The sequence below is a fragment of the Brachybacterium sp. Z12 genome (genome assembly GCF_014400405.1).
Classification (GTDB): Bacteria; Actinomycetota; Actinomycetes; order Actinomycetales; family Dermabacteraceae; genus Brachybacterium.
Genome location: NZ_CP060496.1, coordinates 979,961 through 1,003,496 on the forward strand (window position 1 = coordinate 979,961; position 23,536 = coordinate 1,003,496).

At 70.8% G+C, this 23,536-nt stretch carries 23 protein-coding genes and 5 pseudogenes; 17 read left to right on the plus strand and 11 right to left on the minus strand.

The genetic code is table 11. The features are described 5' to 3' along the window. The first annotated feature begins 68 nt into the window (after positions 1-68). From H3H54_RS05285 to H3H54_RS05295, 3 genes are read left to right on the plus strand one after another with little or no spacing between them, the layout of a single operon-like run. Entirely contained in the window at positions 69-1,505 is a 1,437-nt protein-coding gene (locus tag H3H54_RS05285) for an ABC transporter ATP-binding protein (RefSeq protein WP_262425801.1), read from the plus strand. After that, positions 1,472-1,864: an ABC transporter ATP-binding protein gene (locus H3H54_RS05290; protein ID WP_262425802.1), complete on the plus strand. Its 393-nt coding sequence runs from the start codon at positions 1,472-1,474 to the stop codon at positions 1,862-1,864. Before H3H54_RS05285 ends, H3H54_RS05290 begins: the two co-directional genes overlap by 34 nt. A 3-nt stretch (positions 1,865-1,867) precedes the next feature. Next, a complete protein-coding gene (locus tag H3H54_RS05295; protein WP_262425803.1) occupies positions 1,868-2,542 on the plus strand; it encodes a PH domain-containing protein in 675 nt (224 codons plus the stop codon). Positions 2,543-2,607: 65 nt separating this feature from the next. Here H3H54_RS05295 and H3H54_RS05300 read toward each other — a convergent pair whose 3' ends face one another. The 8 genes and pseudogenes from H3H54_RS05300 to H3H54_RS05335 form a co-directional block, all read right to left on the minus strand. Next, positions 2,608-3,909 carry an ABC transporter substrate-binding protein gene (locus tag H3H54_RS05300; protein WP_262425804.1) on the minus strand — a complete coding sequence of 434 codons (1,302 nt, stop codon included), beginning with the start codon at positions 3,907-3,909 and terminating at the stop codon, positions 2,608-2,610. 374 nt (positions 3,910-4,283) lie between these two features. Then, positions 4,284-4,337: pseudogene (locus H3H54_RS05305) on the minus strand (twin-arginine translocation signal domain-containing protein); the annotation flags it as partial. Between the two features lie 161 nt (positions 4,338-4,498). Beyond that, positions 4,499-5,275, minus strand: coding sequence for an ABC transporter permease (locus H3H54_RS05310; RefSeq protein ID WP_262425805.1), 777 nt, complete (start codon positions 5,273-5,275; stop codon positions 4,499-4,501). Positions 5,276-5,460: 185 nt separating this feature from the next. After that, positions 5,461-6,495 (minus strand): ABC transporter permease, encoded by a 1,035-nt coding sequence (locus H3H54_RS05315; protein ID WP_262425806.1) that lies wholly within the window; start codon positions 6,493-6,495, stop codon positions 5,461-5,463. A gap of 233 nt (positions 6,496-6,728) precedes the next feature. Beyond that, positions 6,729-6,932 (minus strand): hypothetical protein, encoded by a 204-nt coding sequence (locus H3H54_RS05320; protein ID WP_262425807.1) that lies wholly within the window; start codon positions 6,930-6,932, stop codon positions 6,729-6,731. A gap of 294 nt (positions 6,933-7,226) precedes the next feature. Next, positions 7,227-7,970, minus strand: coding sequence for a DUF4129 domain-containing protein (locus tag H3H54_RS05325; RefSeq protein ID WP_262425808.1), 744 nt, complete (start codon positions 7,968-7,970; stop codon positions 7,227-7,229). Next, positions 7,967-9,228: pseudogene (locus tag H3H54_RS05330) on the minus strand (SAM-dependent methyltransferase). The gene H3H54_RS05325 and the pseudogene H3H54_RS05330 overlap by 4 nt, the downstream one beginning before the upstream one ends. A 48-nt stretch (positions 9,229-9,276) precedes the next feature. Further along, positions 9,277-10,263 carry an NADP-dependent oxidoreductase gene (locus tag H3H54_RS05335; RefSeq protein ID WP_262425809.1) on the minus strand — a complete coding sequence of 329 codons (987 nt, stop codon included), beginning with the start codon at positions 10,261-10,263 and terminating at the stop codon, positions 9,277-9,279. 99 nt (positions 10,264-10,362) lie between these two features. On the opposite strand from H3H54_RS05335, the gene H3H54_RS05340 reads away from it, so the two are divergent. The 3 genes and pseudogenes from H3H54_RS05340 (at position 10,363) to H3H54_RS19470 (ending at position 12,796) form a co-directional block, all read left to right on the plus strand. Further along, positions 10,363-11,586, plus strand: coding sequence for a molybdopterin molybdotransferase MoeA (locus H3H54_RS05340; RefSeq protein WP_262425810.1), 1,224 nt, complete (start codon positions 10,363-10,365; stop codon positions 11,584-11,586). Positions 11,587-11,723: 137 nt separating this feature from the next. Further along, positions 11,724-12,355, plus strand: a pseudogene (locus tag H3H54_RS05345) (HesA/MoeB/ThiF family protein); the annotation flags it as partial. A gap of 222 nt (positions 12,356-12,577) precedes the next feature. After that, positions 12,578-12,796, plus strand: coding sequence for a rhodanese-like domain-containing protein (locus H3H54_RS19470; RefSeq protein ID WP_395963728.1), 219 nt, complete (start codon positions 12,578-12,580; stop codon positions 12,794-12,796). Positions 12,797-12,807: 11 nt separating this feature from the next. Here H3H54_RS19470 and H3H54_RS05355 read toward each other — a convergent pair whose 3' ends face one another. Both H3H54_RS05355 and moaA read right to left on the minus strand, forming a co-directional pair. Then, entirely contained in the window at positions 12,808-13,095 is a 288-nt protein-coding gene (locus H3H54_RS05355; RefSeq protein WP_262425813.1) for a MoaD/ThiS family protein, read from the minus strand. A gap of 11 nt (positions 13,096-13,106) precedes the next feature. Then, a pseudogene (gene moaA, locus H3H54_RS05360) lies at positions 13,107-14,206 on the minus strand (GTP 3',8-cyclase MoaA). Positions 14,207-14,390: 184 nt separating this feature from the next. Here moaA and H3H54_RS05365 point away from each other — a divergent pair. The 6 genes and pseudogenes from H3H54_RS05365 to H3H54_RS05390 all read left to right on the plus strand — a co-directional run bounded on the left by H3H54_RS05365 (position 14,391) and on the right by H3H54_RS05390 (position 18,181). Beyond that, a complete protein-coding gene (locus H3H54_RS05365) occupies positions 14,391-14,963 on the plus strand; it encodes a hypothetical protein (protein ID WP_262425814.1) in 573 nt (190 codons plus the stop codon). Beyond that, positions 14,867-15,649, plus strand: coding sequence for a molybdopterin-binding protein (locus H3H54_RS05370; RefSeq protein WP_262425815.1), 783 nt, complete (start codon positions 14,867-14,869; stop codon positions 15,647-15,649). The genes H3H54_RS05365 and H3H54_RS05370 overlap by 97 nt, the downstream gene beginning before the upstream one ends. Next, a pseudogene (gene moaC, locus H3H54_RS05375) lies at positions 15,646-16,187 on the plus strand (cyclic pyranopterin monophosphate synthase MoaC). The gene H3H54_RS05370 and the pseudogene moaC overlap by 4 nt, the downstream one beginning before the upstream one ends. Continuing rightward, positions 16,184-16,732: a molybdenum cofactor biosynthesis protein B gene (locus H3H54_RS05380; protein WP_262425816.1), complete on the plus strand. Its 549-nt coding sequence runs from the start codon at positions 16,184-16,186 to the stop codon at positions 16,730-16,732. The pseudogene moaC and the gene H3H54_RS05380 overlap by 4 nt, the downstream one beginning before the upstream one ends. Next, on the plus strand, positions 16,729-17,274 hold the full coding sequence (locus H3H54_RS05385) for a molybdenum cofactor biosynthesis protein MoaE (protein WP_262425817.1): 546 nt from the start codon (positions 16,729-16,731) through the stop codon (positions 17,272-17,274). The genes H3H54_RS05380 and H3H54_RS05385 overlap by 4 nt, the downstream gene beginning before the upstream one ends. A gap of 52 nt (positions 17,275-17,326) precedes the next feature. Then, positions 17,327-18,181 (plus strand): metallophosphoesterase, encoded by an 855-nt coding sequence (locus tag H3H54_RS05390; RefSeq protein ID WP_262425818.1) that lies wholly within the window; start codon positions 17,327-17,329, stop codon positions 18,179-18,181. 69 nt (positions 18,182-18,250) lie between these two features. Here the strand turns inward: H3H54_RS05390 and H3H54_RS05395 are convergent, their stop codons facing one another. Continuing rightward, positions 18,251-18,424, minus strand: a complete 174-nt coding sequence (locus tag H3H54_RS05395) for a hypothetical protein (protein WP_262425819.1) — start codon at positions 18,422-18,424, stop codon at positions 18,251-18,253. Between the two features lie 416 nt (positions 18,425-18,840). Between H3H54_RS05395 and groES the strand changes: the two genes are divergently transcribed. The 5 genes from groES (at position 18,841) to H3H54_RS05420 (ending at position 23,536) form a co-directional block, all read left to right on the plus strand. Next, positions 18,841-19,137 (plus strand): co-chaperone GroES, encoded by a 297-nt coding sequence (gene groES / locus H3H54_RS05400; RefSeq protein WP_262425820.1) that lies wholly within the window; start codon positions 18,841-18,843, stop codon positions 19,135-19,137. A 22-nt stretch (positions 19,138-19,159) separates the two neighbouring features. After that, the gene (groL, locus tag H3H54_RS05405) at positions 19,160-20,746 is read left to right on the plus strand and encodes a chaperonin GroEL (RefSeq protein WP_262425821.1); all 1,587 of its coding nucleotides are present in this window, start codon (positions 19,160-19,162) and stop codon (positions 20,744-20,746) included. 343 nt (positions 20,747-21,089) lie between these two features. Beyond that, on the plus strand, positions 21,090-21,710 hold the full coding sequence (locus tag H3H54_RS05410; protein ID WP_262425822.1) for a hypothetical protein: 621 nt from the start codon (positions 21,090-21,092) through the stop codon (positions 21,708-21,710). Next, positions 21,698-22,753: a pseudouridine synthase gene (locus tag H3H54_RS05415; protein WP_262425823.1), complete on the plus strand. Its 1,056-nt coding sequence runs from the start codon at positions 21,698-21,700 to the stop codon at positions 22,751-22,753. The genes H3H54_RS05410 and H3H54_RS05415 overlap by 13 nt, the downstream gene beginning before the upstream one ends. Before the next feature lie 126 nt (positions 22,754-22,879). Next, a complete protein-coding gene (locus tag H3H54_RS05420; protein ID WP_262425824.1) occupies positions 22,880-23,536 on the plus strand; it encodes a hypothetical protein in 657 nt (218 codons plus the stop codon).

The window sequence follows — 23,536 nt, forward strand, 5'->3', positions numbered from 1 at the left end:
GCGCTGAGGGCGTTCGCGTCCGTCGCAGTCCGACACGACCGCCGCCACCGAACGCCAGAGGTAGGAACATGCCCGAACCGATCCTGACCGTCAGTGACCTCACCGTCACCTTCCCGTCCGAGGCGGGAACGGTCCGTGCCGTGCAGAACCTGAGCTATGAGGTGCGCAGCGGCGAGGCCCTCGCGATCGTCGGCGAGTCCGGATCGGGCAAGTCGGTCAGCTCTCTCGCGGTGATGGGTCTGCTGCCGACGACGGCCACCATCTCCGGCGGCATCGACTTCATGGGCCAGGACATGTTCGCCCTGAACGACCGCCAGCTCTCGAAGCTGCGCGGTGACAAGATCTCGATGATCTTCCAGGACCCGCTGTCCGCACTGACCCCCGTCTACACGATCGGCGACCAGGTCGCCGAGGCGATCCAGCTGCACCATCCGAACGTCTCCAAGGCCGCGGCTGCTGACCGCGCCATCCAGCTGCTCGAGTCGGTGGGCATCACCGAGGCGCGCCGCCGCGCGCGCCAGTTCCCGCACGAGTTCTCCGGCGGCATGCGCCAGCGCGCCATGATCGCGATGGCGATCGCCAACGAACCCGAGCTGATCATCGCCGACGAGCCCACCACCGCGCTCGACGTCACCATCCAGGCCCAGGTCCTGGAGCTGCTGAAGACCGCGCAGGAGATGGTGGACGCCGCGACGATCCTCATCACCCACGACCTCGGGGTGGTCGCCGGCTTCGCCGACCGGGTGCTCGTGATGGAGAAGTCGTTCCTGGTCGAGCAGGGGACGGTCGATGACGTCTTCTACCGCCCCCGTGAGGCGTACACCCAGAAGCTGCTCTCCGCGGTGCCGCGCGTGGACGGTCAGGCCACCGCAGCTGAGCGCCTCGCGATCGAGCGCGGCGAGATGGAGGCCTCCGAGGCCAGCGCTGTGGGCGGCACCGTGCCCGATGCCGCTGAGGAGGGTGTCACGGACACCACCGCCGCGCCCAAGATCCTCGAGGTCGAGAAGCTCGAGCGGATCTACCCGATCACCAAGGGCGCGGTGTTCCGCCGCAAGGTCGGCGAGCAGCGCGCGGTCGACGGCATCTCCTTCGACATCCACGAGGGCGAGTGCTTCGCGCTGGTGGGCGAGTCCGGCTGCGGCAAGACCACCACGCTGATGGAGATCATGAAGCTCGAGTCGCTGCAGGGCGGGCAGATCCGCTTCAACGGCAAGGACACCTCCACGCTCAGCAAGCAGGAGCGCAAGCAGCTCCGCGCCGACATCTCGATCGTGTTCCAGGATCCGATGGCCTCGCTCGATCCGCGCCTGCCGGTCTCGGAGACGCTGCGCGAGCCGATGCGGGTCCAGGGGTACTCCGCCAAGAAGATGGACGAGCGGATCGAATGGCTGCTGGACACAGTGGGTCTCCTGCCCGAGCACGCGGACCGCTACCCCCACGAGTTCCCGGTGGCCAGCGCCAGCGCATCGGCGTGGCGCGCGCACTGTCCTGCGAGCCCAAGCTGATCGTGCTGGACGAGCCCACCTCCGCGCTCGACGTGACCATCCAGGCCGGGGTGCTCCAGCTGCTCGAGGAGCTCAAGCGGGACCTGGCCGTGAGCTACCTCTTCGTCTCCCACGACCTCTCCGTGGTCCGCAACATCTCCGATCGCATCGCAGTGATGTACAAGGGCCGGATCGTCGAGGCGGGCCGCACCGAGGACGTCTTCGACGACCCGCGGCATGAGTACACCCAGGCGCTGCTCTCCGCCGTCCCGATCCCCGATCCTGAGATCGAGCGCAGCCGCGACCGGATCTTCCTGGACCGTGATGCGCTGGATGCGCGCATCGCCTCGGGCGAGGTCACCGAGGTCACGGGCGCCTGAGACGTGCGTCGACCGCTCCTGGGACACCTCGGCCTGCGCCGGAGGCACGACGGTTCCACCCATATCCGCCCCGGCGGCGCACTCGTGCTGTGCGTCGTGGTGTGGCTCGTCTGTGCGGCGACCGTGCTGGAGTCGGCGTGGCTGCTGGGCATCGACGGCTGGCGCTTCGCCGTGCTGCCCGCGGCGGTCTCCGCCGCCGTATGGGCGCTGCTGTGGGCGCCGCGGGTGGTGGTGCATGAGGAGTCCATCGAGGTGCGCAACGTGCTCGAGACCCGGCTGCTGCCGATGGCCTCGATCGATCGCGTGCGCCTCGGTGCGATGCTGCGCCTCGAGCTGCTGCCCGCCCCCGGCAGTGACAAGAGCCAGGTCATCACGGCCTGGAACGCTCCCGGAGTGGGCCGTGACCGGCCGCGGGAGCGGCTCGCGGCGATGGACACCCGGTCCCGCTCGAATGCTGCTGCGGCCCGGCCGGACTGGGCGCAGCGCCTGCGCCGCGACCAGCTCGAGAGCCCCAGCTATGCGGCGGTCGAGGCCTGGGAGCGCTGGGAGGCCCGCCACGAGCCGGCATCACAGGAGACCGGCGCACCCGCAGCGACGCACTCACGCCGCCTCAACACAGGCGTCATCGCCGTGCTCGCCCTCGCCGCTCTCGCCCTGGTCGCCCGCGCCGTCCTCTGACGGACGTGGAAGGGCCCGGCCACCCGCGGGGGTGACCGGGCCCTTCCGCAGTGGGGCGCTGGCGATCAGGCTGCCTTGAAGCCCACGGTGGTCCAGTCGATCGTCTCGAACAGGGCCGCGCCGTAGTTCACGATGCCGTCGGTGACTCCGAAGATGTTCGGGGTCGCGTAGAAGGGGATCACGCTGAACGACGCCGCGACGATCGAGGAGAACTCGTTCGAGGCCGCCATGCGGGCCTCGGGATCGAGCTCAGTCTGCATCGATCCGGCGAGCTCCTCGAGCTCGGAGTCGAGATCCAGGCCGGTGTAGTTCTGCCCGGAGGTGGCCGGGTAGAACAGGTTCGCGGAGGACTGCTGCGGGAAGAGCGTGCCCTGCCACGAGAAGGTCACCATCTCGAAGTCACCGGTGTCGACGTAGTCGTCGAAGTACGCGTCGGAGGGGACGGTATCGAGCTCGACGGCGAAGCCGACCGCGTTGAGATCGGTCTGGATCTGGCGGGCACGGTCGGAGTTCGACTTGGTGTCCGCGGGGACCGTGACCGAGAGGGTCAGCTGCGCGCCGTCCTTCTCACGCACATCCCCGTTGAGCTCCCAGCCGGCCTCGTCCAGCAGCGCCCCGGCAGCGTCCGCGTCGTACTCCAGCGGACCGTCCGTGCCGGCCGCGAAGGAGTCCTCGTAGCCGTCCTGACCGGGCATGAACACGAAGTTGTCCACCGGCACCACGGGAGCCTCGAGCGGGCCCACCACGGCCTGGCCCACGGCATCGCGGTTGATCGCGCGGGCCAGGGCCTCGCGCACCTTGATGTCCGCCAGGGGATTGTCATCGCCGGTGACGTTCAGCGTGACGTGGGTCCAGGTGACACCGTTCGTCTTCTGGATGACCGAGTCCGAGCGGCTGGAGGCCGAGTAGGTGTCGCCGTCGGCGATGCGGATCGAGTCGATCTCCGCGTTGGCGAAGGCGGACGGCATCTGTGCCTGGCTGACCACCGAGAAGATGATCGTCTCGAGCTTCGGGGCCTGGCCCCACCAGTTCTCGTTGCGCACCAGGGTGATGACCTCGCCGGTCTGGTCGATGTCGCCGACCTTGAACGGACCGTACGAGGGGGTCGGGGTGGTGACGTAGCCCTCGTTGAACTCCGTCGGGTCCGAGGAGATGGACTCGGGCAGGCTCGGGTAGAGGTACTGGATCCAGTCAGGGAAGGTCGAGGAGTACTCGATCTCGCCGGTGAACTCGTCATCGGTCTCGCGCACATCGGCGATGTCCGACCAGCCGGTGGTGCTCGCGACCTGGAAGGCCTCGTCGGAGCCGTTGCAGGCCTTCCACTGGGCGGCGAAGTCCTTGATCGTGATGGGGAGCCGTCCTCCCACACGCCGTCCGGGTTGTACTTCACCGTGACGATCTGTGGATCCTCGTTCGTGATCTCGGCGGAGACGATCGTGTCCGGGTTCAGCACCGCCTCGCCATCCTCGGCGGCGGTGAAGCTGCCGGGCCAGATGGGGTCGAGGATCTCGTTGAGATCAACCAGGGCGCCGTTGGTGTGGTAGTAGTTCCACGTGTTGGGCATCTGGGTCACGGCCAGACGCAGCGTGCCGCCGTCCTCGACCTGGTCGTACTCCGTGCGCTCCCAGCCGGTGTTGGGCAGCTCCGAGGCTTCCTCGGCGGCCTGCTCGTTCTCCTCGGCGGCCTGGCTGGCCTGCTCGTCGGAGGACTGCTGCCCGCAGGCGGCGAGGGCACCGAGGCCACCCACCGCAGCGGTGCCCTGGAGGAACCGGCGACGGTTGCTGGTGATGGTCATTGTTTGCTCCTTTGAAGGTGAGACGCCGCCACGGGAAGAGACGGGCGTATCGGAGGCCGGCCGGGCCGGCGGGATAGCGCGGGGTCGGGAAGGGGCGGGGGGAGCCTCTTCGGAACGGGACGCGGCGTCGATGCCGCGTCGGGGACAGATGGGGGCGAGGCTCAGGCTCGTTCGCTGCCGCTGGTGGGATCGAGGGCGTCGCGCAGCGCGTCACCCACGAGGGACACCGCGGTCAGCAGGGTCACCAGGAACGCGGCGGGGACGATGAACAGCCAGGGGCGTGAGACCACCGCCGAGGTGCCGTCCTGCAGCAGCGTGCCCAGGGACACGTCCGGAGCCTGGATGCCCAGGCCGAAGTAGGACAGCGAGGTCTCCGCGAGGATCGCGTAGCACACCCCGAGGGTGGCATCGATGATCAGCAGCGAGGAGACGTTCGGGACGATGTGGCGGGTGAGGATCTTGAAGGTCCCCACCCCGGAGAAGCGGGCGGCCAGCACGAACTCCCGCTCACGCAGCGACTTGGTCTGATTCTTCACGATCTGGGACATGATCATCCAGCCGAACAGGCCGATGAACAGCACCAGGATCATCCAGGACATGTCCGCCAGCAGCGGCGAGATGATCATCAGGACGTAGAAGATGGGCAGGGTGAGCAGAAGATTCACCAGCCAGCCGTGGAACAGCTCCACGGCCCCGCCCAGGTATCCGGCCAGCGCGCCGACCAGCGCGGCGATGATCGTCGCGATGGGGGCGGCGATGAAGCCGATCATCAGCGACTTGCGCAGCGCCGCGGTGATCGAGGCGTAGAGGTCCACGCCGATCGCGTCGGCGCCGAACCAGTGCTGCCCGCCCGGAGGAGCGTTGAAGCCGTAGGGGTCCTGCTCTCCCACGGCGTACATGTTCGGGATATTGCCGACCAGCGCGAACAGCACGATCACAGCCGTGAGGGAGGCGCCGATCCAGAAGTTCGGCTTCCGCTTCAGCCGGCGCCAGACGAGCGCATTGCGCGAGATCGGTCGTTTGCGCGGGCCGGTGACGGCCTCATCATGCAGGCCTGTATCGGCGTCGACCAGGTCAGGTGCCTCGGGCGATCCGGAGGGGGCGTGGAGAGAGTCGACATGGGTCAGATCCTCACTCTCGGATCGAGTGCGGCGTAGAGGAATTCGGAGAGCGTGGACGCGAAGAGCACCAGCACGGCCGAGAAGAGCACCGTCCCGGACAGCGCGTTCACGTCGGAGCTCTGGACGGCCTTGATGCCGTACTCGCCCATGCCCGCCCACGAGAACACGATCTCGAGGAAGGCGGAGCCGGAGACCAGCGTGCCGAAGTTGTACGCGAAGTACGTGGACATCGGGATGAGCGCGACGCGCAGGCCGTGCTTGACCAGCGCATACGTGCGGGTGGCACCCTTCGCACGAGCGGTGCGGATGAAATCCGAGCCCAGCACATCGAGCATGACCGCGCGCTGGTAGCGCGAGTATCCGGCGGCGCCGAACAGGGTCAGAGCGATCGTGGGTAACAGCAGGTGGGATATGTAATCCCAGAGCGTCGGCCAGAATCCCTCGATACCGGTGGTATAGGCCTTGGTGAATCTGATGAGCTGGAAGTCCAGCACGTTGTTCAGCTTCGTCGCGAGGATCATCAGCAGCACGCCGCCGACGAAGGTCGGGGTCGAGATGAGGATGAACGAGCTGTAGGAGATGATCTGGTCGGAGGCCTTGTACTGCCGTACCGCGCCCCAGACGCCCGCAGCGACACCCACCAGGGCGGCCAGCAGCGAGCCGATGATCAGCAGGCGCAGGCTCACGCCCGAGCGGCCCAGCCATTCCTGCTCCCAGAATCTGAACCACATCGCCGGATCGCCGAGCATCTGCTTGACCACCGACTGATTCGCCGCGTCCGTGCCCAGCTTCTCCGTGAACGGAGCAGTCACGAAGTTCTCGATCCACCACCAGGTGCGCAGCAGCACCGGGTCCTTGTCGTTCACGCCCTGGGCGCTGAGGATCGCATCGATCGACGCTTCATCGAGCGGAGGGTTGCGACCGAGGTAGCGGTTGCGCGGCCGGAAGAAGGAGCTGGCGGCGATGTAGGCGATGACTGTGGCGAGCCCCGTGAGGATCGAATAGTTCACGAACCGGCGCAGGATGTACTTCGTCACCGGGCGACTCCTTCGGCCGACAGGCCTATCACCAGTGCGCTTCCGAGGGGACTCACGAGCCCGGACGACGGGCTCGAGACGGAGAGGTGCAGCACTGGGAATCCTCACATGATCAGTTCATATGCCTCTTCGTGGGAGGCACGGCGCCGAACACCGCGTTGTGTGTCGGTCCCAGAACTGTAGATCACCGCACATGGTGCTGGACGACTGTCACGGCCGTCATGACCGAATCGTTACTCTCCGGTGTTCGAGAGCTCGCGCAGATGACGGTGGAGGGTGCGGCGGTCGATCGCACGGATCGGTGGAGCCTCCGGATCCTCGACCTGCGCGCGGTCGATGAGGTCCTGCAGCGGGGCGCTCAGCGGTGCGGCCTGCGGATCCTGCGCGCGCTCGGCGGCGATCTCGGCGAGCGTCCGTGCGAGGGTGCGTGCCGTCATGCGGCGATGCGGCTGGCTGGGCGCCGTGGATCATGTCCTCGAGCCGACGGACCCGGACGTCCTGACCGTGCGGGAGCGCATAGTCGACGTCGAGATCCAGCGGCGGGCCATCCAGCTGATCGGCGCGGGAGGGCTCGAGCCGCACGAGCCATATCGCCGCCCCGGCCGCGAGACCGCCGGCGAGCACCATCGGCAGCGACATCCGCATCCCGACGAAGGTGAAGATGCCCAGGAGTGCGAGCGCGGCAGCGGCGCCGCCCAGCACGTGCAGCAGCAGGGACTTCAGACCGGCGCTCATCGGCCTCGCTCCTCGAGCTGGGCGGCGAGCAGGTCCAGCCGTGCCAGGGCGTCCTCGCGGTCCGCCTCGTCGAGCGGTAGATCGTCGAAGAGCGCGCGCCGGTACAGGTCGGCGAGATGGTCCAGGGCTTCGCGATCGATCGAGAGGGAGCTGAGCACGGTGACCACGAACTCGAACGTGGTCTGGGCCGGCTCGCGCCGGATCCCGGCCCGGCCGATCGCCGCCTCGAGCGCGAGCCAGGCCGAGACCACAGCGTCCTGGGCGTCCATGTCCATGGTGAGCCGCGTACGGGCATCGGCGAGGGCGGTGCGCGCCTGCTCCGCCGAGAGATCCACATCGGGTGCGTCCTCGGCCTCCTCACGCGGCGGGTGGGCGAGGGAACGCATGCGCAGCACCAGCCAGAGCAGCACGAGGCCAGCCGCGACCGAGGCGATCACTATGAGGGCGGTGGCGACGAAGCGGGGTGCCGCGCTGTTGTTCTCCTGGGGCGGCATCGTGAAGATCGACCAATCAGGCTCGCTGTAGTCCTCGGACACGGACTCGGTCTGGAGGGGCTCCGGCTCGCGGACGTCCCCGACTTCGACGAACGGCGCGCGCTCAGCGGCCGCACCGAGAGTGACGAGCCCGAAAGCGCCCAGTGCCGCGATCAGCAGCAGCGCGGCGAGGGTGCGACGAGCACGTCGGCGCCCGGCGTCGGGATCCCCGGCGGTGGGCGGGCTGAGGGTGGGCGCCTCCGTCATGGCATGTCCGAAGGGGTTCGGTGCGGGGAGGCCACGATCACGGACTGCTCGCCGGCGATCCGGGTGAGGATCAGCGTCGCCGACTCGTCCCCGAAGCGTCGCGGGCGCAGCTTCCGCCGCAGCTCCTCGGGCTCCACGGCGGTGCCGCGCTTCTTGATCTCGAGCACGCCCAGGCGGTGCTCCCGCAGGTAGGAGGCGAGGCGCTTGATGCCGAACGGCATCACGTCACGGACGGCGTAACCGCGGACGAAGGGCGATTCGGCCCGCCGATCCGAGGTCAGGTAGGCGATGGTCGGATCGAGGGTGTGCGCCTCGAGATCGGCGGCCACCCGCCCCAGCAGCCGGGCACGGATGATCGCGCCGTCGGGCTCGTAGAGATGTGCCCCGAGGGGGCCGGGCTCCGGATCCACGGGATCGTCGGCGGTGCGCGCGAGCCGGTGGGCGCCGGCACGATCGACCACCAGTGCCGAGGAGGGGACCCCGCCCGCAGCCAGCGGACCGCACCACATCGTCGCCTCGAGCACCTGACCATGCCAGGACAGCCACTGCACCTCGGCCTCGTCCGGGAGCACCTCGCGGTCCACGGCCGGGCCGAGCTTCGCCCCGAGCGGGCCCAGCGCGCCGTCTCCGCCGAGTCGGCGGGCCAGCTCGAGCACGGCCGAGACGGGCGGGGAGTAATCCTCCGGATCATGCAGCCGGCGCGAGCCGCCCCGTGAGGAGGTGCGGCGGGCGGGATCCATCCAGATCCCCTCGGTGGTGGAGGGGTCGTGCTCCTCGGCGGTGCCGAGCGTCGCGGTCGCGGTGGGGAAGGGGCGCAGGTTCAGAGTCGCCACCGCCACGGCCACGGGGTCGAGGTCCACGGCGTGCACGTCGAGGCCCAGCCCCGCGAGGGCCATGGCATCCCCGCCGATGCCGCAGCCCAGATCGGCGACCGAGGTGATGCCGGCGCGCTGGAAGCGGCGTGCATGCAACGCGGCGACCGGGAGACGGGTGGCCTGTTCGAGCCCGTCCGGGGTGAACAGCATCGAGGAGGCGAACTCGCCGAACTTGTCGACCGCGCGGGCTCGCAGCCGCGACTGGGTCATCACCGCGGAGACCAGCTCGGGGAGTGCCCCGCCTCGCGCAGCGCAGTGCTGCGGCGCAGGATGTCCTTCTCCTCATAGGGAGGGAGCGAGTCCAGCAGTTCGAGCCCGCCCGGGTGGAGCACCGGCTCCACCGCCTTCGCGGCGTCGCTGTCGGCGGTCATCGGAACAGGCATGCTGGCGAGACTACCCGGTTGCCGAGATGCCGCCGGGACCTGCCACGCTCATGCGCGCACGTCGATGACGAGCTTGCCCCGGGTGTGGCCCTCCTCGAGGACCCGGTGGGCGTCGGCGATCTGCGCCAGCGGGAACACCTGCGAGACCTCGAGCGGATAGATGCCCGAACGCATCCCCTGCACCAGGTGGTCCAGCCGGTCGCGGCCGGGGACGATCGCGGGGATCGCGGCGCGGATCCCGCGGTCGCGGGCAGGGGAGAGGTCCGCCAGCGAGGGCAGCGGCACCACGATCCCGCCCGGGCGCAGCAGCTCCAGGCTCGGCTCGAAGGTGGAGAAGTAATGGGTGTCGAGCACCACGTCGACGCCCTCGCCGTCGGTCGCCTCCCGCAGCGCCTGCTGCCAGTCGACCTCGTCGTAGGCGATCGGCTCGGCTCCCAGCTCGCGGATCCGCTCCGCATTGGCGGCCCGGCCCGTGGCCCAGACCCGTGCCGCGCCCGCCTCGAGCGCCATCGGGATCAGCAGCTGGCCCACGCCGCCGCTGCCGCCGTGGATGAGCACCGTGTGCCCCTCACGGATCCCGGCCGCGTCACGCACGGTCGCGATCGCGGTGAGCCCGGCCAGCGCGAGCCCCGCCCAGCGCGGGAGGTTCTCCTCCGGCACCGAGTCGGGGATCGGGGCGAGATCGTCGGCCGAGATGGCGATGACCTCCGCCATCACGCCGCGCTGGTCCTGCGGGCCGCGCATCCCGAACACCCGTGTCCCGGGGGCGAGCCCTCGTGAGGCCAGCTCGGCCTCGTCGAGGTCAGGGCCGGCGGAGAGCACCGTGCCGACCATCTCCCGGCCCGTCCCCGCGGGGAGCTCGAGGCCCTCGGCACGGCCCGAGGAGCCGTCGCGGATCTTGTGGTCCAAGGGGTTGAGACCGGCATAGGCGACTTCCACGAGCACCTCGCCCTCGCCGGCCTCGGGGCGGGGCGACTCGGGGCGGATTGTCAGGACGTCGGGGCCGCCGAAGCGGTCGAAGAGGATCTCACGCATGCTCCCATCATGCACCTGGAATGCGGCCGCCGTCCGTCCCGTCGGCGCGTCGGGTGTCATGGGAGGATCGTTGTGACGATGCGGAGAGGGAGGAGGGCCATGGCAGCGAGCCCGACGGACCCGTGGCAGTGGCGGGAGCGACTGCTCGCGGAGATGGTGCTCGCGCCGGCCGTGGAGAGCGTTCCGCTGCGGCGTGCGGCAGGACGGCTGCTCGCGCAGTCGCTGCACAGCCCCGAGGACATCCCCTCCGGTCCTGTCTCCGCGATGGACGGCTTCGCCGTGCGCAGCCAGGAGCTCACCGGGCAGGGGAGCACCATCCTGCCCGTCTCCGCGGATCTCCCGGCCCGCCCTGGCCAGGTCCCACCCCTCGCCCGGGGCACCGCGGCGAGGATCATGACCGGCGCACCCATGCCCGAGGGCGCTGATCTCGTGATCCCGGTCGAGGACACCGACGCCGACCCCGAGGGCCGCGCCCCCGCCCGAGTGCGGATCGGCGCGGAGGCCTCCCGGGAGCCGGGTCGCCATCTCCGGGACCGCGGTGAAGAGATCGGCCGCGGCGACGTGCTCGCCGAGGCCGGCGACCGCATCGGCCCGGGGCTGATCGGTCTCGCCCGCACCCTCGGCATCGCACAGGTCCCGGTCCGCGCCCCGCTGCGCATCGCCGTGGTCGTCACCGGCGATGAGCTCACTGCGGACGATGCGCACCAGGCAGAGGGCACGGTGCGGGAATCGAACGGCACCATGCTGGCCGCGGCGCTCACCGCCGACGGCTGCGAGGCCCAGGTGCTGCGCAGCGGGGACGAGCCGGCAGCGCTCGCCGAAGTGCTCGCCGACGCGGAGGAATCCGCTGACCTCGTCCTGACCACCGGCGGGATCGGGCACGGAGCCTACGACGTGGTCAAGGCGCTGCTCGGGCCGCGAGGCACCGGGACCTCCTGCTTCGTGCACCTCGCGCTGCGTCCCGGCGGGCCCCAGGGTGCAGGACGCCTGCCCGGCGGCACCCCGGTGGTGCATCTGCCCGGCACCCCGGTCGGTGCACTCGTCGGCCATCACCTGTTCGTGCGGCAGCTGCTGCCGGGCGGCGGGAGCCCGCCGCACGCCGTCGGGCTCGAGGACCCCACCGGGCTGGTCGCGCGCAGCCGGCGACGCGAGGGCCTCGTCGTCCTCGCCGGACGCCTCGCCACCGGGCCCCAGGGCGCACCGCTCGTCCGGCTCCTGCCCGGGAGACGCCTGGCCCCCTACGGACGTGCCGACGCGCTCGTGCTGGGAGGCGCCGCAGCCTGCACCGGGATCGAGGACAGCGCCCTGGTGATGCCGCTGTGAGACGAGGAGAGGACACCGTGGGAAGGAACGACGAAGAGCCGACCACGCAGGAGGGACCACCGTCGATCCTGCGCCGCGCCGTGCCCGAGCACCGGCTAGCACCGCCCGGCGGCATCGGCGAGCGGTACCTGCGCCAGATGCGGCTGCCGCAGCTGGGCGAGCTCGGTCAGCGCCGCCTCGCCGCGGCGAGGGTCGCGGTGATCGGTGCCGGCGGCCTCGGTGCGCCGGTGCTCTCCTACCTCGCCGCCGCCGGCATCGGCGAGATCACCGTGTTCGACCCGGACACCGTCGACGTCACGAACCTCCACCGCCAGGTGCTGTTCACCGCCCAGGACCTGGGCCGGCCGAAGGCGGTGGCGGCCGCCGAGCATCTGCGCCTGCAGAATCCCGAGGCGAGCGTCACCGCTGTGGTCGGCACCGTCACCCCGGCGGACGCGCTCGAGCAGCTGGCGGGATACGACCTGGTGCTCGACGGGACCGACAACTTCCCCACCCGCTACATGGCCTCCGATGCCTGCGAGATCCTCGACATCCCCCTGGTGTGGGGCTCGATCCTCGCCTTCGCCGGGCAGGTCAGCGTGTTCTGGGGCGCGGAAGGGCGCGGGGTGACCTACCGGGATGTGCACCCCGTGCCGCCGCGGCCGGGGAGGTGCCCAGCTGCTCCGAGGCCGGGGTGCTGGGCATGCTGTGCGGCGTGATCGGCTCGACCATGGCGATGGAGGCGGTCAAGGTGCTCGCCGGACTCGGGGACGTGCTCTTCGGCCGCGTCGCGCTGTACGACGCGCTGCGCGCCCGCTGGGACGAGGTGCCGCTCGCGCGTGACCCGGACCGCAGCGCGGTCGAGACGATCGAGGACGTCATGCTCACCTGCGGGCTGCCGGGTCCGACGGGGCCTGCGACCGAGGAGGTCTCGGTCTCCGAGCTGCCCGGCCTGCTGGTCGCCGGCGTGCGCGTGATCGACATCCGCGAACGGCGTGAGCTGGACGGCGGGATGGTGCAGGGCGCCGAGCACGTGCCGATGGCGAAGCTGCTGGCCGTCGGCGGTCCCGGAACCGGCGCGCTCGAGAGCGCAGTGCTCTACTGCGCTGCGGGCTCCCGCTCTGCCAGCGCGCAGCGGGTGCTGGCCGAGCGCGGGATCGGCGTGCGCTCGCTGCGCGGCGGTTTCGGTGCCGTCGAGGGCAGTGAGATCGCGGTGGTGCCGCCGGGATGAGCCCGCCCCGCTCAGCCGCCGGCGAAGGGCGGCAGCACATCCAGCCGGTCACCGTCCGTGAGCGCACGGCTACGATCCGTGCAGGCCACCGCGTTGAGCAGGATGCTCGAGCGCTCGATGACCCGGGCGGCATCGGCGGAGGCACCCACGAGCAGGGCGTCGACGGCCTCCTGCACCGTCGCGGCGTGCACGTCGGCGGTGTCTGCCCCGTACTCGGCGGCGGCGCCTGCGAACAGGCGCACGGTGATGCGCGGCGCGGTGGCGACGCCGGGCCCTGTGGTGGTGTCGATGCTGGTCATCTCATCCTCTCTCAGCCGCCTATGGCGCTCATCGGTCGCTCCGGCTGCACGAAGTCCTCGCGGTCCATGCCGTGGCCGGCCTTCTTGCCCCACTGGGCGGCACGCCAGATCGAGGCAATCGCCTCATCGTCGGCCCCCGAGCGCAGCGCGCCCCGCAGATCCGTCTCCTCGCGGGAGAACAGGCAGGTGCGCACCCGCCCCTCGGCGGTGAGCCGGGTACGACGGCAGTCGGCGCAGAAAGGTCGGGTCACCGAAGCGATGATGCCCACCCGCCCGCGGTGGCGGCCGGTGGCGCGGTCCTCGACCTCGAACAGCTCCGCAGGGGCGCCGTCGCGGGCCTCGGCCACCGGGGTGAGGACGCAGCGGGGCGCGAGCATCGAGTGGATGTTCCCGGCGGTGATCATCGAGCCGCGGTCCCAGATGTGGTCCGCGTCCAGCGGCATCTGCTCGATCACCCGCAGCTGGAGGTCCCGGTCCAGGCACCAGTCCAGCAGGTCCGGCAGCTCGTGGTCGTTGACCCCGGGCAGCAGCACGGCGTTGACCTTGATCGGGTCGAGCCCAGCCTGGCGGGCACCGTCGATCCCCGCGAGCACGCGGTGGAGGAGCGGGCGCCGGCTCAGGCGCTCGAAGGTCTCGGAGACCACGGAGTCGAGGGAGACGTTGATCCGGTCCAGGCCAGCCTCGCGCAGCGGGGCCGCGCGATGGTCCAGACCGATCGCGTTCGTGGTCAGCGAGATGTCCGGGCGCGGCTCGAGCGCGGCGACACCGGCGATGATCTGTTCGAGATCGGGCCTGGTCAGCGGCTCACCGCCGGTGAACCGCACCTGCTCGATGCCCAGCCGCTCCACCCGATGCGCACCAGGCGCACCACCTCGTCGACGCTCAGCAGCTGGTCCTTCTTCAGGAACGTCATCCCGGATGCGGGCATGCAGTAGGTGCAGCGGAGATTGCAGAAGTCCGTCAGCGACAGGCGCAGGTCACTCGCCGCCCGACCGAAGCGATCGGTGAGCGTGGGGGTGTCGGGGCGGTCCGAGGTATCGGGCAGGGTGGTGGCGGTCTCGTCGGTCCTGCGTGGCGTCGGCATTCCCAGCGAGATGCGGCGCGATGCCATCTGCTCACCTCTTTCCGCGCGGCCCGGCTATGCCGGGGTGTCCCACCAGGATAGGGGTGATGTGACAACCGGGGCAGGACCATCGACGCTTCCGGGCCCTCCGACCGACAGCACCGAGCCCCGCAGAGCCATACTGGTGGGGCGTCACGAGACGCTCCAGCACGCAGACGGGAGGGAGTGCGAGATGTCCGGTGCCCAGCGGATCCCCCTGGCCGATCACGTGGCGGATGCCGTCGCGCTGCTCGGCACGGTCCGGGCCACCGAGGTGATCGCCCTGGACGGCCGCGCCTCGGGCCGTATCGCGGCCCGCGAGCAGCGTGCCCTGGTCGACGTCCCGGGAGTCGACAATTCGCAGATGGATGGGTTCGCGCTCGCGGCTGCGGATCTCGGCGCGGCCGGCAGCGAGGTGGTGCTGCCACTGGGCCCGGTGATCGCCGCGGGTGATGCACCCTCCGCGCTCGAGCCGGGCACCGCTCGCCCGATCATGACCGGCGCGCCGATCCCCGACGGCGCCGAGCTGGTGATCCCTGTCGAGGAGAGCGCCCAGGGCAGTTTCACCCCGGGCGCGGCGTCGGCCGCGACCGTCGCCCTCACTCCGGTCTCGGTCGGGGCCGGCCGGTTCGTGCGCCGACGCGGCTCGGACACGCATCGGGGGACACCGTGCTGCGCGAGGGCCGGCTGCTCACCCCGGCGCGGATCGCCCACCTCGCGTCCTGTGGGGCACGGGACGTCGAGGTCGAGGCGACGCTGCGGGTGATCGTGCTGTCCACCGGCACCGAGGTGCAGGCTCCTGCGGGCGGCGCTCCCGCTCCCGGGCGCCTCTTCGACGCCAATGGTCCCGGTCTGGCCGCCGCACTCACCGAGGCCGGCGCCGAGGTGGTGCACGTCGGCGCCGTGCCGGACGACGCCGGCGCCCTGCTGGAGCATCTGCGGGAGCAACTCCGCACCCTCGACGCCGACCTCGTGGTCACCAGCGGCGGGGTGAGCATGGGTGCGCTCGAGGTGGTCCGGCACGCCGCCGAGCACGAGTGCGTCTCCCTCGCCTTCCCGACGGTCGCGATGCAGCCCGGCGGCCCGCAGGGCATCGGCACGCTGGATGTGGACGGGCGCAGGGTCCCGTGGCTGGCCTTCCCCGGCAATCCCGTCTCTGCGCTGCTCAGCTGCGAGCTCATCGCCCGTCCTGCGCTCGGCGCCCCTGCCCGGCGTCGGCTGCGCCTGCCCGTGCAGCTCGAGGCCGAGGAGCCCTCACCGCCCGCCCTGGACCAGTACCGTCGCGCCCGGGTGCTGCCCTCGGGCCGGGCGCGCCTGGTGGGTGGTGCCTCCTCCCATCTGATCGGCGGCTATGCCGCTGCGGACGCCCTGGTGCTGGTGCCGGCGGGAACCGTCGCCGTGCGCGACGGCGACGAGCTGGAGACCCTGCTGATCCCCGGAGGAGACTCATGAACCACCACGCCGACGATCTCTCCCATGTGCGGCCGGACGGCTCAGCCCACATGGTCGACGTGACCGACAAAGCAGTCACCTCCCGAGAGGCGAGCGCCCGCGCCGTGCTGCGCACGCGGCCTGATGTCGTCGCCCGGATCGCCGAGGGGGACCTGCCCAAGGGCGAGGCGCTGGCCACCGCCCGGATCGCCGGGATCATGGGCGCGAAGCGCACCCCGGACCTGATCCCGCTGTGCCACCCCCTGCCGCTGTCCGGGGTGGAGATCGACCTGGTGCCCTGCGAGGACCGGGTGAGATCACCGCACGGGTGCGCACCAAGGGCGTCACCGGCGTGGAGATGGAGGCGCTGACCGCCGCCACGGTCGCCGCGCTGACCGTCTACGACATGATCAAAGCCGTCGACCACCTCGCGACCATCGAGGAGGTCCAGGTGCTCACGAAGTCCGGCGGCCGCAGCGGGGACTGGACACGACCGTCGGCGCAGCAGGCGCAGCAGGCGCAGCAGGAGGAGCCGACGGGGCAGGGGAGCGGAGCGTGAGGGAGATCCCCGCTCGGCGCACCGACGCGGACTGCACGGTGCGCGAGGACCCCTCCGCCGCACCGCCCCTGACCGGCACCGCACGGGTGGTGATCGCCTCGACCCGCGCCGCCGACGGCACCTACGAGGACCGCACCGGGCCGCTGCTGGTGCAGTGGCTGCGCAGCCGCGGCCTCGAACCTGTCGAGCGATGCGTCGTGGCCGACGGGCCCGAGGTCGGGCAGGCGCTCGCCGCCGCGATCGAGGCGGGGACCGACATCGTCATCACCTCCGGCGGCACCGGCATCAGCCCCACCGACACCACCCCCGAGCAGACCGCGCCCCTGATCGAGCGGGAGATGCCCGGCATCCTCGAGGCGGTGCGCCGCCTCGGAGCCGAGAAGGTCCCCACCGCCCTGCTCTCCCGCGGCGTGGCCGGCATGGCCCGGCGCACCTTCGTGGTGAACCTGCCGGGCTCCCGCGGAGGAGTGCGGGACGGCATCGAGGTGCTCGACCCGATCCTCGACCACCTGCTGGACCAGCGCGACGGAGGAGACCACGCATGAACGCCATCGAGCACGGCCCCACGACCGGGGCCACCGACCCGACCCGTGGCGCAACCCCGTTCGGGGCCCCCGCGGAGGAGCTCCGCGTCGCGGGCGATCCCGCGATGGGCGGCGCCGCCGAGCGCGCCCGCCTCGCAGAGGTCCGCGAGGAGGAGATCACCGTGTCCCGGATGGTCGAGGCGGTCGCCGATCCCCGCTGCGGCGCCGTGGTCACCTTCGACGGAGTCGTGCGCGACCATGACGGCGGTCGCGGAGTGACGAGGCTCGAGTACTCCGCGCATCCCTCCGCGCAGCAGACGCTCACCGAGGTGGCCCGCGAGATCGCCGAACGCTACCCGGACACGCTCGTCGCCGTGACCCACCGGGTGGGACCGCTCGCGATCGGCGACTCCGCCCTGGTGTGCGCCGTCTCGGCCCCGCACCGCAAACAGGCATTCGTGGCCTGCGACGAGCTCGTGGACACCGTCAAGCAGAGGGTGCCGATCTGGAAGCACCAGGTCTTCGAGGACGGGCAGAGCGAATGGGTCGGAGCGCTGGGCTGAGCAGGGGCGGTCGCTTCACCTGCCGGACACCCGCGATGGTTACGGTGCTCCCATGCGCATCCTGCACCTGACCGACACTCACCTCTACGGCGACCCGTCGGCCCGCCACTACGACCGGATCGACCCCACCGCCGCCCTCCATGGCGTTCTGGCCCGCCTCGCGGACCTGCGCGACATCGACCTGGTGGTCCACACCGGGGACGCCTCCGAGGACGGCACCGCGCAGAGCTATCGGCTGCTGCACGAGATCCTCGACCCCTTCGCGGCGGCCCTCGGGGCGCCTCTGGCAGTGGTGATGGGCAACCATGACGTCTCCGCCGTCTACGGCGAGCAGATCGCCCCGGGCGAGCACCTCGCCGAGAGCCAGGACCGGGTGCTGCCGCTGCCCGGCGGCGGCCGTGCGGTGGTGCTCGACTCGAGCGTGCCCGGGGCCGGTTACGGACATCTCGACGCCTCTCAGCTCAGCTGGTTGCGAGATGTGCTGTCCGTCCCCGCTGAGGCCGGGACGGTGCTGGCGATCCACCATCCGCCGCTGGTCGGAGCTACCGCCCTGCTGCGCGGCCTGGACCTCGACGGGCTCGACGAGCTCGCCGCCGTGCTCGAGGGGTCGGACGTCCGCATCGTGCTCTCGGGTCACTACCATCACGAGATGACCGGGGCGATCGCCGGGATCCCGGTCCATGTCGCCCCGGGGATCACCAATGTCGTCGACCCGCTGTCGGGCGGATCGCACGAGCAGGCCCTGGCACTGTCCGGTGCCAGCGTGATCGAGCTGGGCGAGGGCGCGCCCCGGGTGTTCAGCGCCGTCTTCCCGAACGCGGGGGACACGGCGGAGGACGCCGAGCTCCCGGTCTATCGCTTCAGCTCCGAGCAGGTGCAGCGGATCCTCGAGGCCGCCGGGCGCTGAGCGCCCGCCCAAGAATCGCGAAAGCCCCCGCAGCGATGTGCTGCAGGGGCTCCGTGGAGGGTGCGTCGGTCAGCGGCCCATGCCCATGGGGCCGATGCCCTGGCTGGCGCGCGACTTGATCACCGCGGCGTAATCCCCGCCGGTGCGGTTCTCCGACACGTTGCCGGGGCGCTCGACGTCCTGACCCTGCATGCGATCTGCGAGTCGGCCCAGAGCGGAGCTGAAAGAGCGGAGGAAGGTCATGATCGTGGGTCCCCTTCGGTTCGGAGTGACGTGATCGGGTCAGGCCCTGGATCGCAGGTGCCGCGACAGCTTCGATATGTCCTATCCTCCGCCTCTTCCGCCGTGCGCGCGAGGGCTCCGGACCCACAAGTTGCCAGGTTCACAAGAAGGGTGTGACCTGGTGCGCTCCAAGGCAGCGCAGAGCGTCCGGGTGGGCCTGACTGGCGGATCGGCGTGCGCGAACCGCTGCGGATCTGGCACTCGCCTTGCATGAGTGCCAGCGGGCGTCCTACAGTTGCCCCGTTGGCAGTCGACGGCCGAGAGTGCCAGAGACTGCCGCAGAGGGATCTTCCCCGGTCGGCACCGCGACGACGATCGGGACCGGATCCCGCCACCCAGAACTCACAGAGTCATCTCTTCATGAAGGAGTGAGCCGCATGTCGGTCTCCATCAAGCCCCTCGAGGATCGTGTCGTCGTCAAGCCGCTCGAGGCCGAGCAGACCACTGCTTCCGGCCTCGTGATCCCGGACTCCGCGAAGGAGAAGCCCCAGGAGGGCGAGGTCATCGCCGTCGGCGCCGGCCGTTTCGACGACAAGGGCCAGCGCGTCCCCATGGACGTCCAGGTCGGCGACAAGGTCGTCTTCTCCAAGTACGGCGGCACCGAGCTGAAGTACGGGGACGACGAGTTCCTCGTCCTCGGCGCGCGTGACATCCTCGCCGTCATCAACGACTGAGTGAACTGAGGCTCATCTAGCTATGGCTAAAGAGATCATCTACAACGAGGACGCCCGCAGGGCACTCGAGCGTGGCGTGGACAAGCTCGCCAACACCGTCAAGGTGACGCTCGGCCCCCGCGGCCGCAACGTCGTCCTCGACAAGAAGTGGGGCGCCCCCACGATCACCAACGACGGCGTGACCATCGCCCGTGAGATCGAGCTCGAGGATCCTTACGAGAACCTCGGCGCGCAGCTCACCAAGGAGGTCGCGACCAAGACCAACGACGTGGCCGGCGACGGAACCACCACCGCCACCGTCCTCGCCCAGGCCATCGTCCACGAGGGCCTGCGCAACGTCACCTCCGGTGCTGCCCCGGCAGCGCTGAAGCGCGGCATCGAGAAGGCCGTCGAGGCGCTCTCCGAGAAGCTCGGCGAGATCGCCACCCCGGTCGACGGCAAGGCACAGATCGCCTCCGTCGCCTCCGTCTCGAGCCAGGACTCCGAGATCGGCGACCTGCTCGCCGAGGCGTTCGACAAGGTCGGCAAGGACGGCGTCATCACCGTGGAGGAGTCCTCCACCACGGCGATGGAGCTGGACTTCACCGAGGGCATGCAGTTCGACAAGGGCTACATCTCCCCGCACTTCGTCACCGACGCGGACCGCCAGGAGACCGTCCTCGAGGACGCCCACGTGCTGCTGCACCAGGGCAAGATCTCGGCCGTGGCAGACATCCTGCCGCTGCTGGAGAAGGTCGTCGAGGGCGGCAAGCCGCTGTTCATCATCGCCGAGGACGTCGACGGCGAGGCTCTGTCCACGCTGGTCGTCAACAAGATCCGCGGCACCTTCAAGGGTGCGGCGGTCAAGGCTCCCGCGTTCGGCGATCGCCGCAAGGCGATGCTGCAGGACATCGCGGTACTCACCGGCGCGCAGGTGGTCACCTCTGACCTCGGCCTGGACCTCAAGACCGTCGGCACCGAGGTGCTCGGCCAGGCCGGCCGCGTCGTCATCACCAAGGACTCCACCACCATCGTGGGCGGCGCCGGTGACGATCAGGCCGTGTCCGATCGCGTCTCGCAGATCCGCTCCGAGATCGAGAACACCGACTCCGAATGGGATCGTGAGAAGCTCCAGGAGCGCCTCGCGAAGCTGGCCGGCGGTGTCTCCGTGATCAAGGTCGGAGCTCACACCGAGGTGGAGCTCAAGGAGAAGAAGATGCGCATCGAGGACGCGGTCTCCGCGACCCGCGCTGCCATCGAGGAAGGCATCGTCGCCGGTGGCGGCAGCGCCATCGTCCAGGCATCCTCCGTGCTCGCCGACGGCCTCGGCCTCGAGGGCGACGAGGCCGTGGGCGTGCGCGCCGTGGCCCGTGCAGTCGTCGAGCCGCTGCGCTGGATCGCCGAGAACGCCGGCCTCGAGGGCTACGTCGTGGTCGAGAAGGTCAAGGAGGCCGCAGTCGGCACCGGCCTGAACGCCGCGACCGGTGAGTACGTCGACCTCGTGTCGGCCGGCATCATCGACCCGGTCAAGGTCACGCGCACCGCTCTGCGGAACGCGGCCTCGATCGCGGGCATGGTGCTGACCACCGAGACCCTCGTCATCGAGAAGCAGGACGACGAGGACGAGTGACCGCTCGGTCGATCACAGGATGATCGACCGATCAGCTCGCACGGAACGGGCGGGCGGCCCGGGGAGACCCGGACCGCCCGCCCGTTCCGCATCCTCCATGGACGCTCCCAGCTCCCCGCGACGAGCCGGAGCCGGACGGAGGAGCCGGAACATCGTGCCTGCTCGGCCCCGGTGCGCACCATCCGGCGAGCCAAGGCGCCAGCGGGCGTCGACGGCATAAGATGTGCTGAGTCACAGTGGAACCGATGGGCGGAGGAGCAGTGGTGATCAGTACATCGGATGCCGCACCCCGGCGCAGGAGGGGGACCTCCCCACACGGACCTACGGCCCGCCCACCTCCGTGGTGATCGGCTCCCTGGTGGTCGGCTTCGTCTTCCTGGTGGTGCTCGAGTTCCTCGTCATCATCAGCTTCGTCGGCCAGCGGCTGTGGAACCACCCGCAGCTGATGCACGATCTCACCTTCACCCTCCCGCTGATCCTCTGGGTGGTGATCGCGGCGGTGGTGATCGTGACCGTGCTGCGCGTGATCACCTCCTGGCTGCAGATCGACGAGGAGGGCTTCCAGCTGCGGAGCCTGTTCCGTCGCACCCGGAACGTCCGCTGGGACGAGGTGGGCCAGGTCATCGCTGCACGCGACATCGACCGCGGCGCCACGGCCGCCGAGATGCTCGACGCCCCCGAGACCGCCTACGACGGCGTCTACGTCCTGAACCGGCAGGGGCGCCGGGTGCTGGCCGTCTCGAGCCGCTTCTTCGGTCCGCGCGCCCAGGAGATGACCCTGCACCGTGCCCGTGAGGCGGGGGTCGCGATCGAGCACATCGACGCGATCACGCCCGCCGAGCTGATGCGGCAGGCACCGCAGGCGATGAGCTTCGTGGACCGCCACCCCAACCTGCTGCTGTTGCTGCTGCTGGTGTTCTACATCGGCCACAACGTGCTGACCTTCGCCGTGTGGGGGCTGTGAGCCCGGCCTCGGACCGACCCGGCCAGGGGGCGGGGGAGAACGAGCGGGCGCCCGGCCGCGCTGCCCGTCGGCGCGCCCGCCGACTCCCACCGCCGCTCCCGCAGCGCGACGGCCTCGACGCCGTGCGCTGGCAGGCACCGCCTGGAACGCCCCCGGGCGCCGCCGCGCTCGAGGCGCTCCGCGAGCGATTCCCGGCACTCGCCGACCCTGCGGCCACCGCGCTCCGCGAGCGGTTCGACGCCGGGGAGATCGTCGATCGCACGGGCCGGGCCTGGAGCGCCGACGACCCCCTCCGCGCCGGCGATGAGCTGTGGTTCCACCGGGAGCTGCGCAGCGAGCACGTCCCCGAGGTGGACCTGCGGATCCTGCACCGGGACGAGCACCTGCTGGTGCTCGACAAACCCCACGACATGGCGACCATGCCCCGTGGCGCCCATATCCTCGCCAGCGCCCTGGTGAGGCTGCGGCGCGAGACGGGCATCGAGTCGCTCGTCCCGCTGCACCGCCTGGACCGGCGCACGGCAGGAGTGCTCGCCTTCGGGATCCGACCGGAGGAGCGCTCCGCCTACCAGCAGCTCTTCGCCCGCGGCGAGGTGCACAAGGAGTACGAGGCCCGCGTCCTCCCCGCTGACTCAGCGACCCTGCCACGTGTGACCGGGGAGACGTGCACGATGCGCGACCACCTGGTCAAGCGCCGTGGCGAGCTCACCGCGCAGGTGCTGGACGCCGCGCCGAACGCAGAGACCGTGCTCGAGGTCGTCCAGGCCCAGGCGGATGATGCGCTGGTGCTCAGGTTGCGACCGCGCACCGGACGCACCCATCAGCTGCGTGTGCAGCTCGCCTCCCGCGGCGCGCCGATCCTGGGGAGGACCTCTACTGGCCGCGGCAGCGACCGGTCCCGCCCCCGCAGGTCTGGCCGGAGGGTCTGCCGCTGCAGCTGCTGGCACGACGCCTCGCCTTCCTCGACCCGCTCACCGGGGCCCAGCGGGACTTCTCCAGCTCCCAGGTGCTCGGCGACACCGGATCCGGGTCTCGTACCCTGAGGTCGTGAGCGCCCCCGCACCCCTGTCCACACCGCTCCCGCCCCTGCGCCGCGGCGCACCGGATCCGGGGCGGTGATCGTGGGGCCCACCGTCCGGGCGCGCTACATTCCAGGTGCTCTCATCGGATTGCCCCTGGTCTCGGTGCTGCTGAGCCCCTTCGCCGGAGCCGGGATCCAGGAATGGCGGTCCTCGCGACTGCGAGGCGGCCATGACGGTCTGCTCGAGCAGCTCCTCGCACCGGCCTGGACCCAGCTGCTGCTCGGCGCCCTCGCACTCTGGCTGCTGTTCGCGCTGTGGGCGCTGGTGCCGCTGGTGCTGACACAGCGCACGGTGCTGTTCGACGAGCGCCAGGGCACCGTGGCACTGCGCAGAGGGCTGCGCATCGTCGAGCGGGCACCCCTGCCGCAGGTCGAGCACGCCGTGGGGGAGGCAGAAAGGGGAGGGATGGCGCTCATCGGGCTGACCGCGCTGGGCGACGGCGACGAGGAGCCTCTGCGGCAATGGATCGTGCCCGAGGTGGGCTGGGACGCCGCCTCGTTCGACGGCCTGCGCACGCTGCAGGCGGCGGCCGGCCTGCGCCCCGCTCCGGCACGCGGAGAGCTGCTGCGGGAGAACCGTCGTCTCCGCCGGGCCCGGGCCCACCGGGAGCTCGCCGATCGCCTGGGCATGCCCTGGCGGGCGGAGTACGAGCACGACGAGGCTGCGTTCCAGACCGAGTTCGACCGGGTCCGCCGGGTGCTCGGCGGCAAGGAGCCGGCCCGGGACGGCGATCCCGCACCCTGA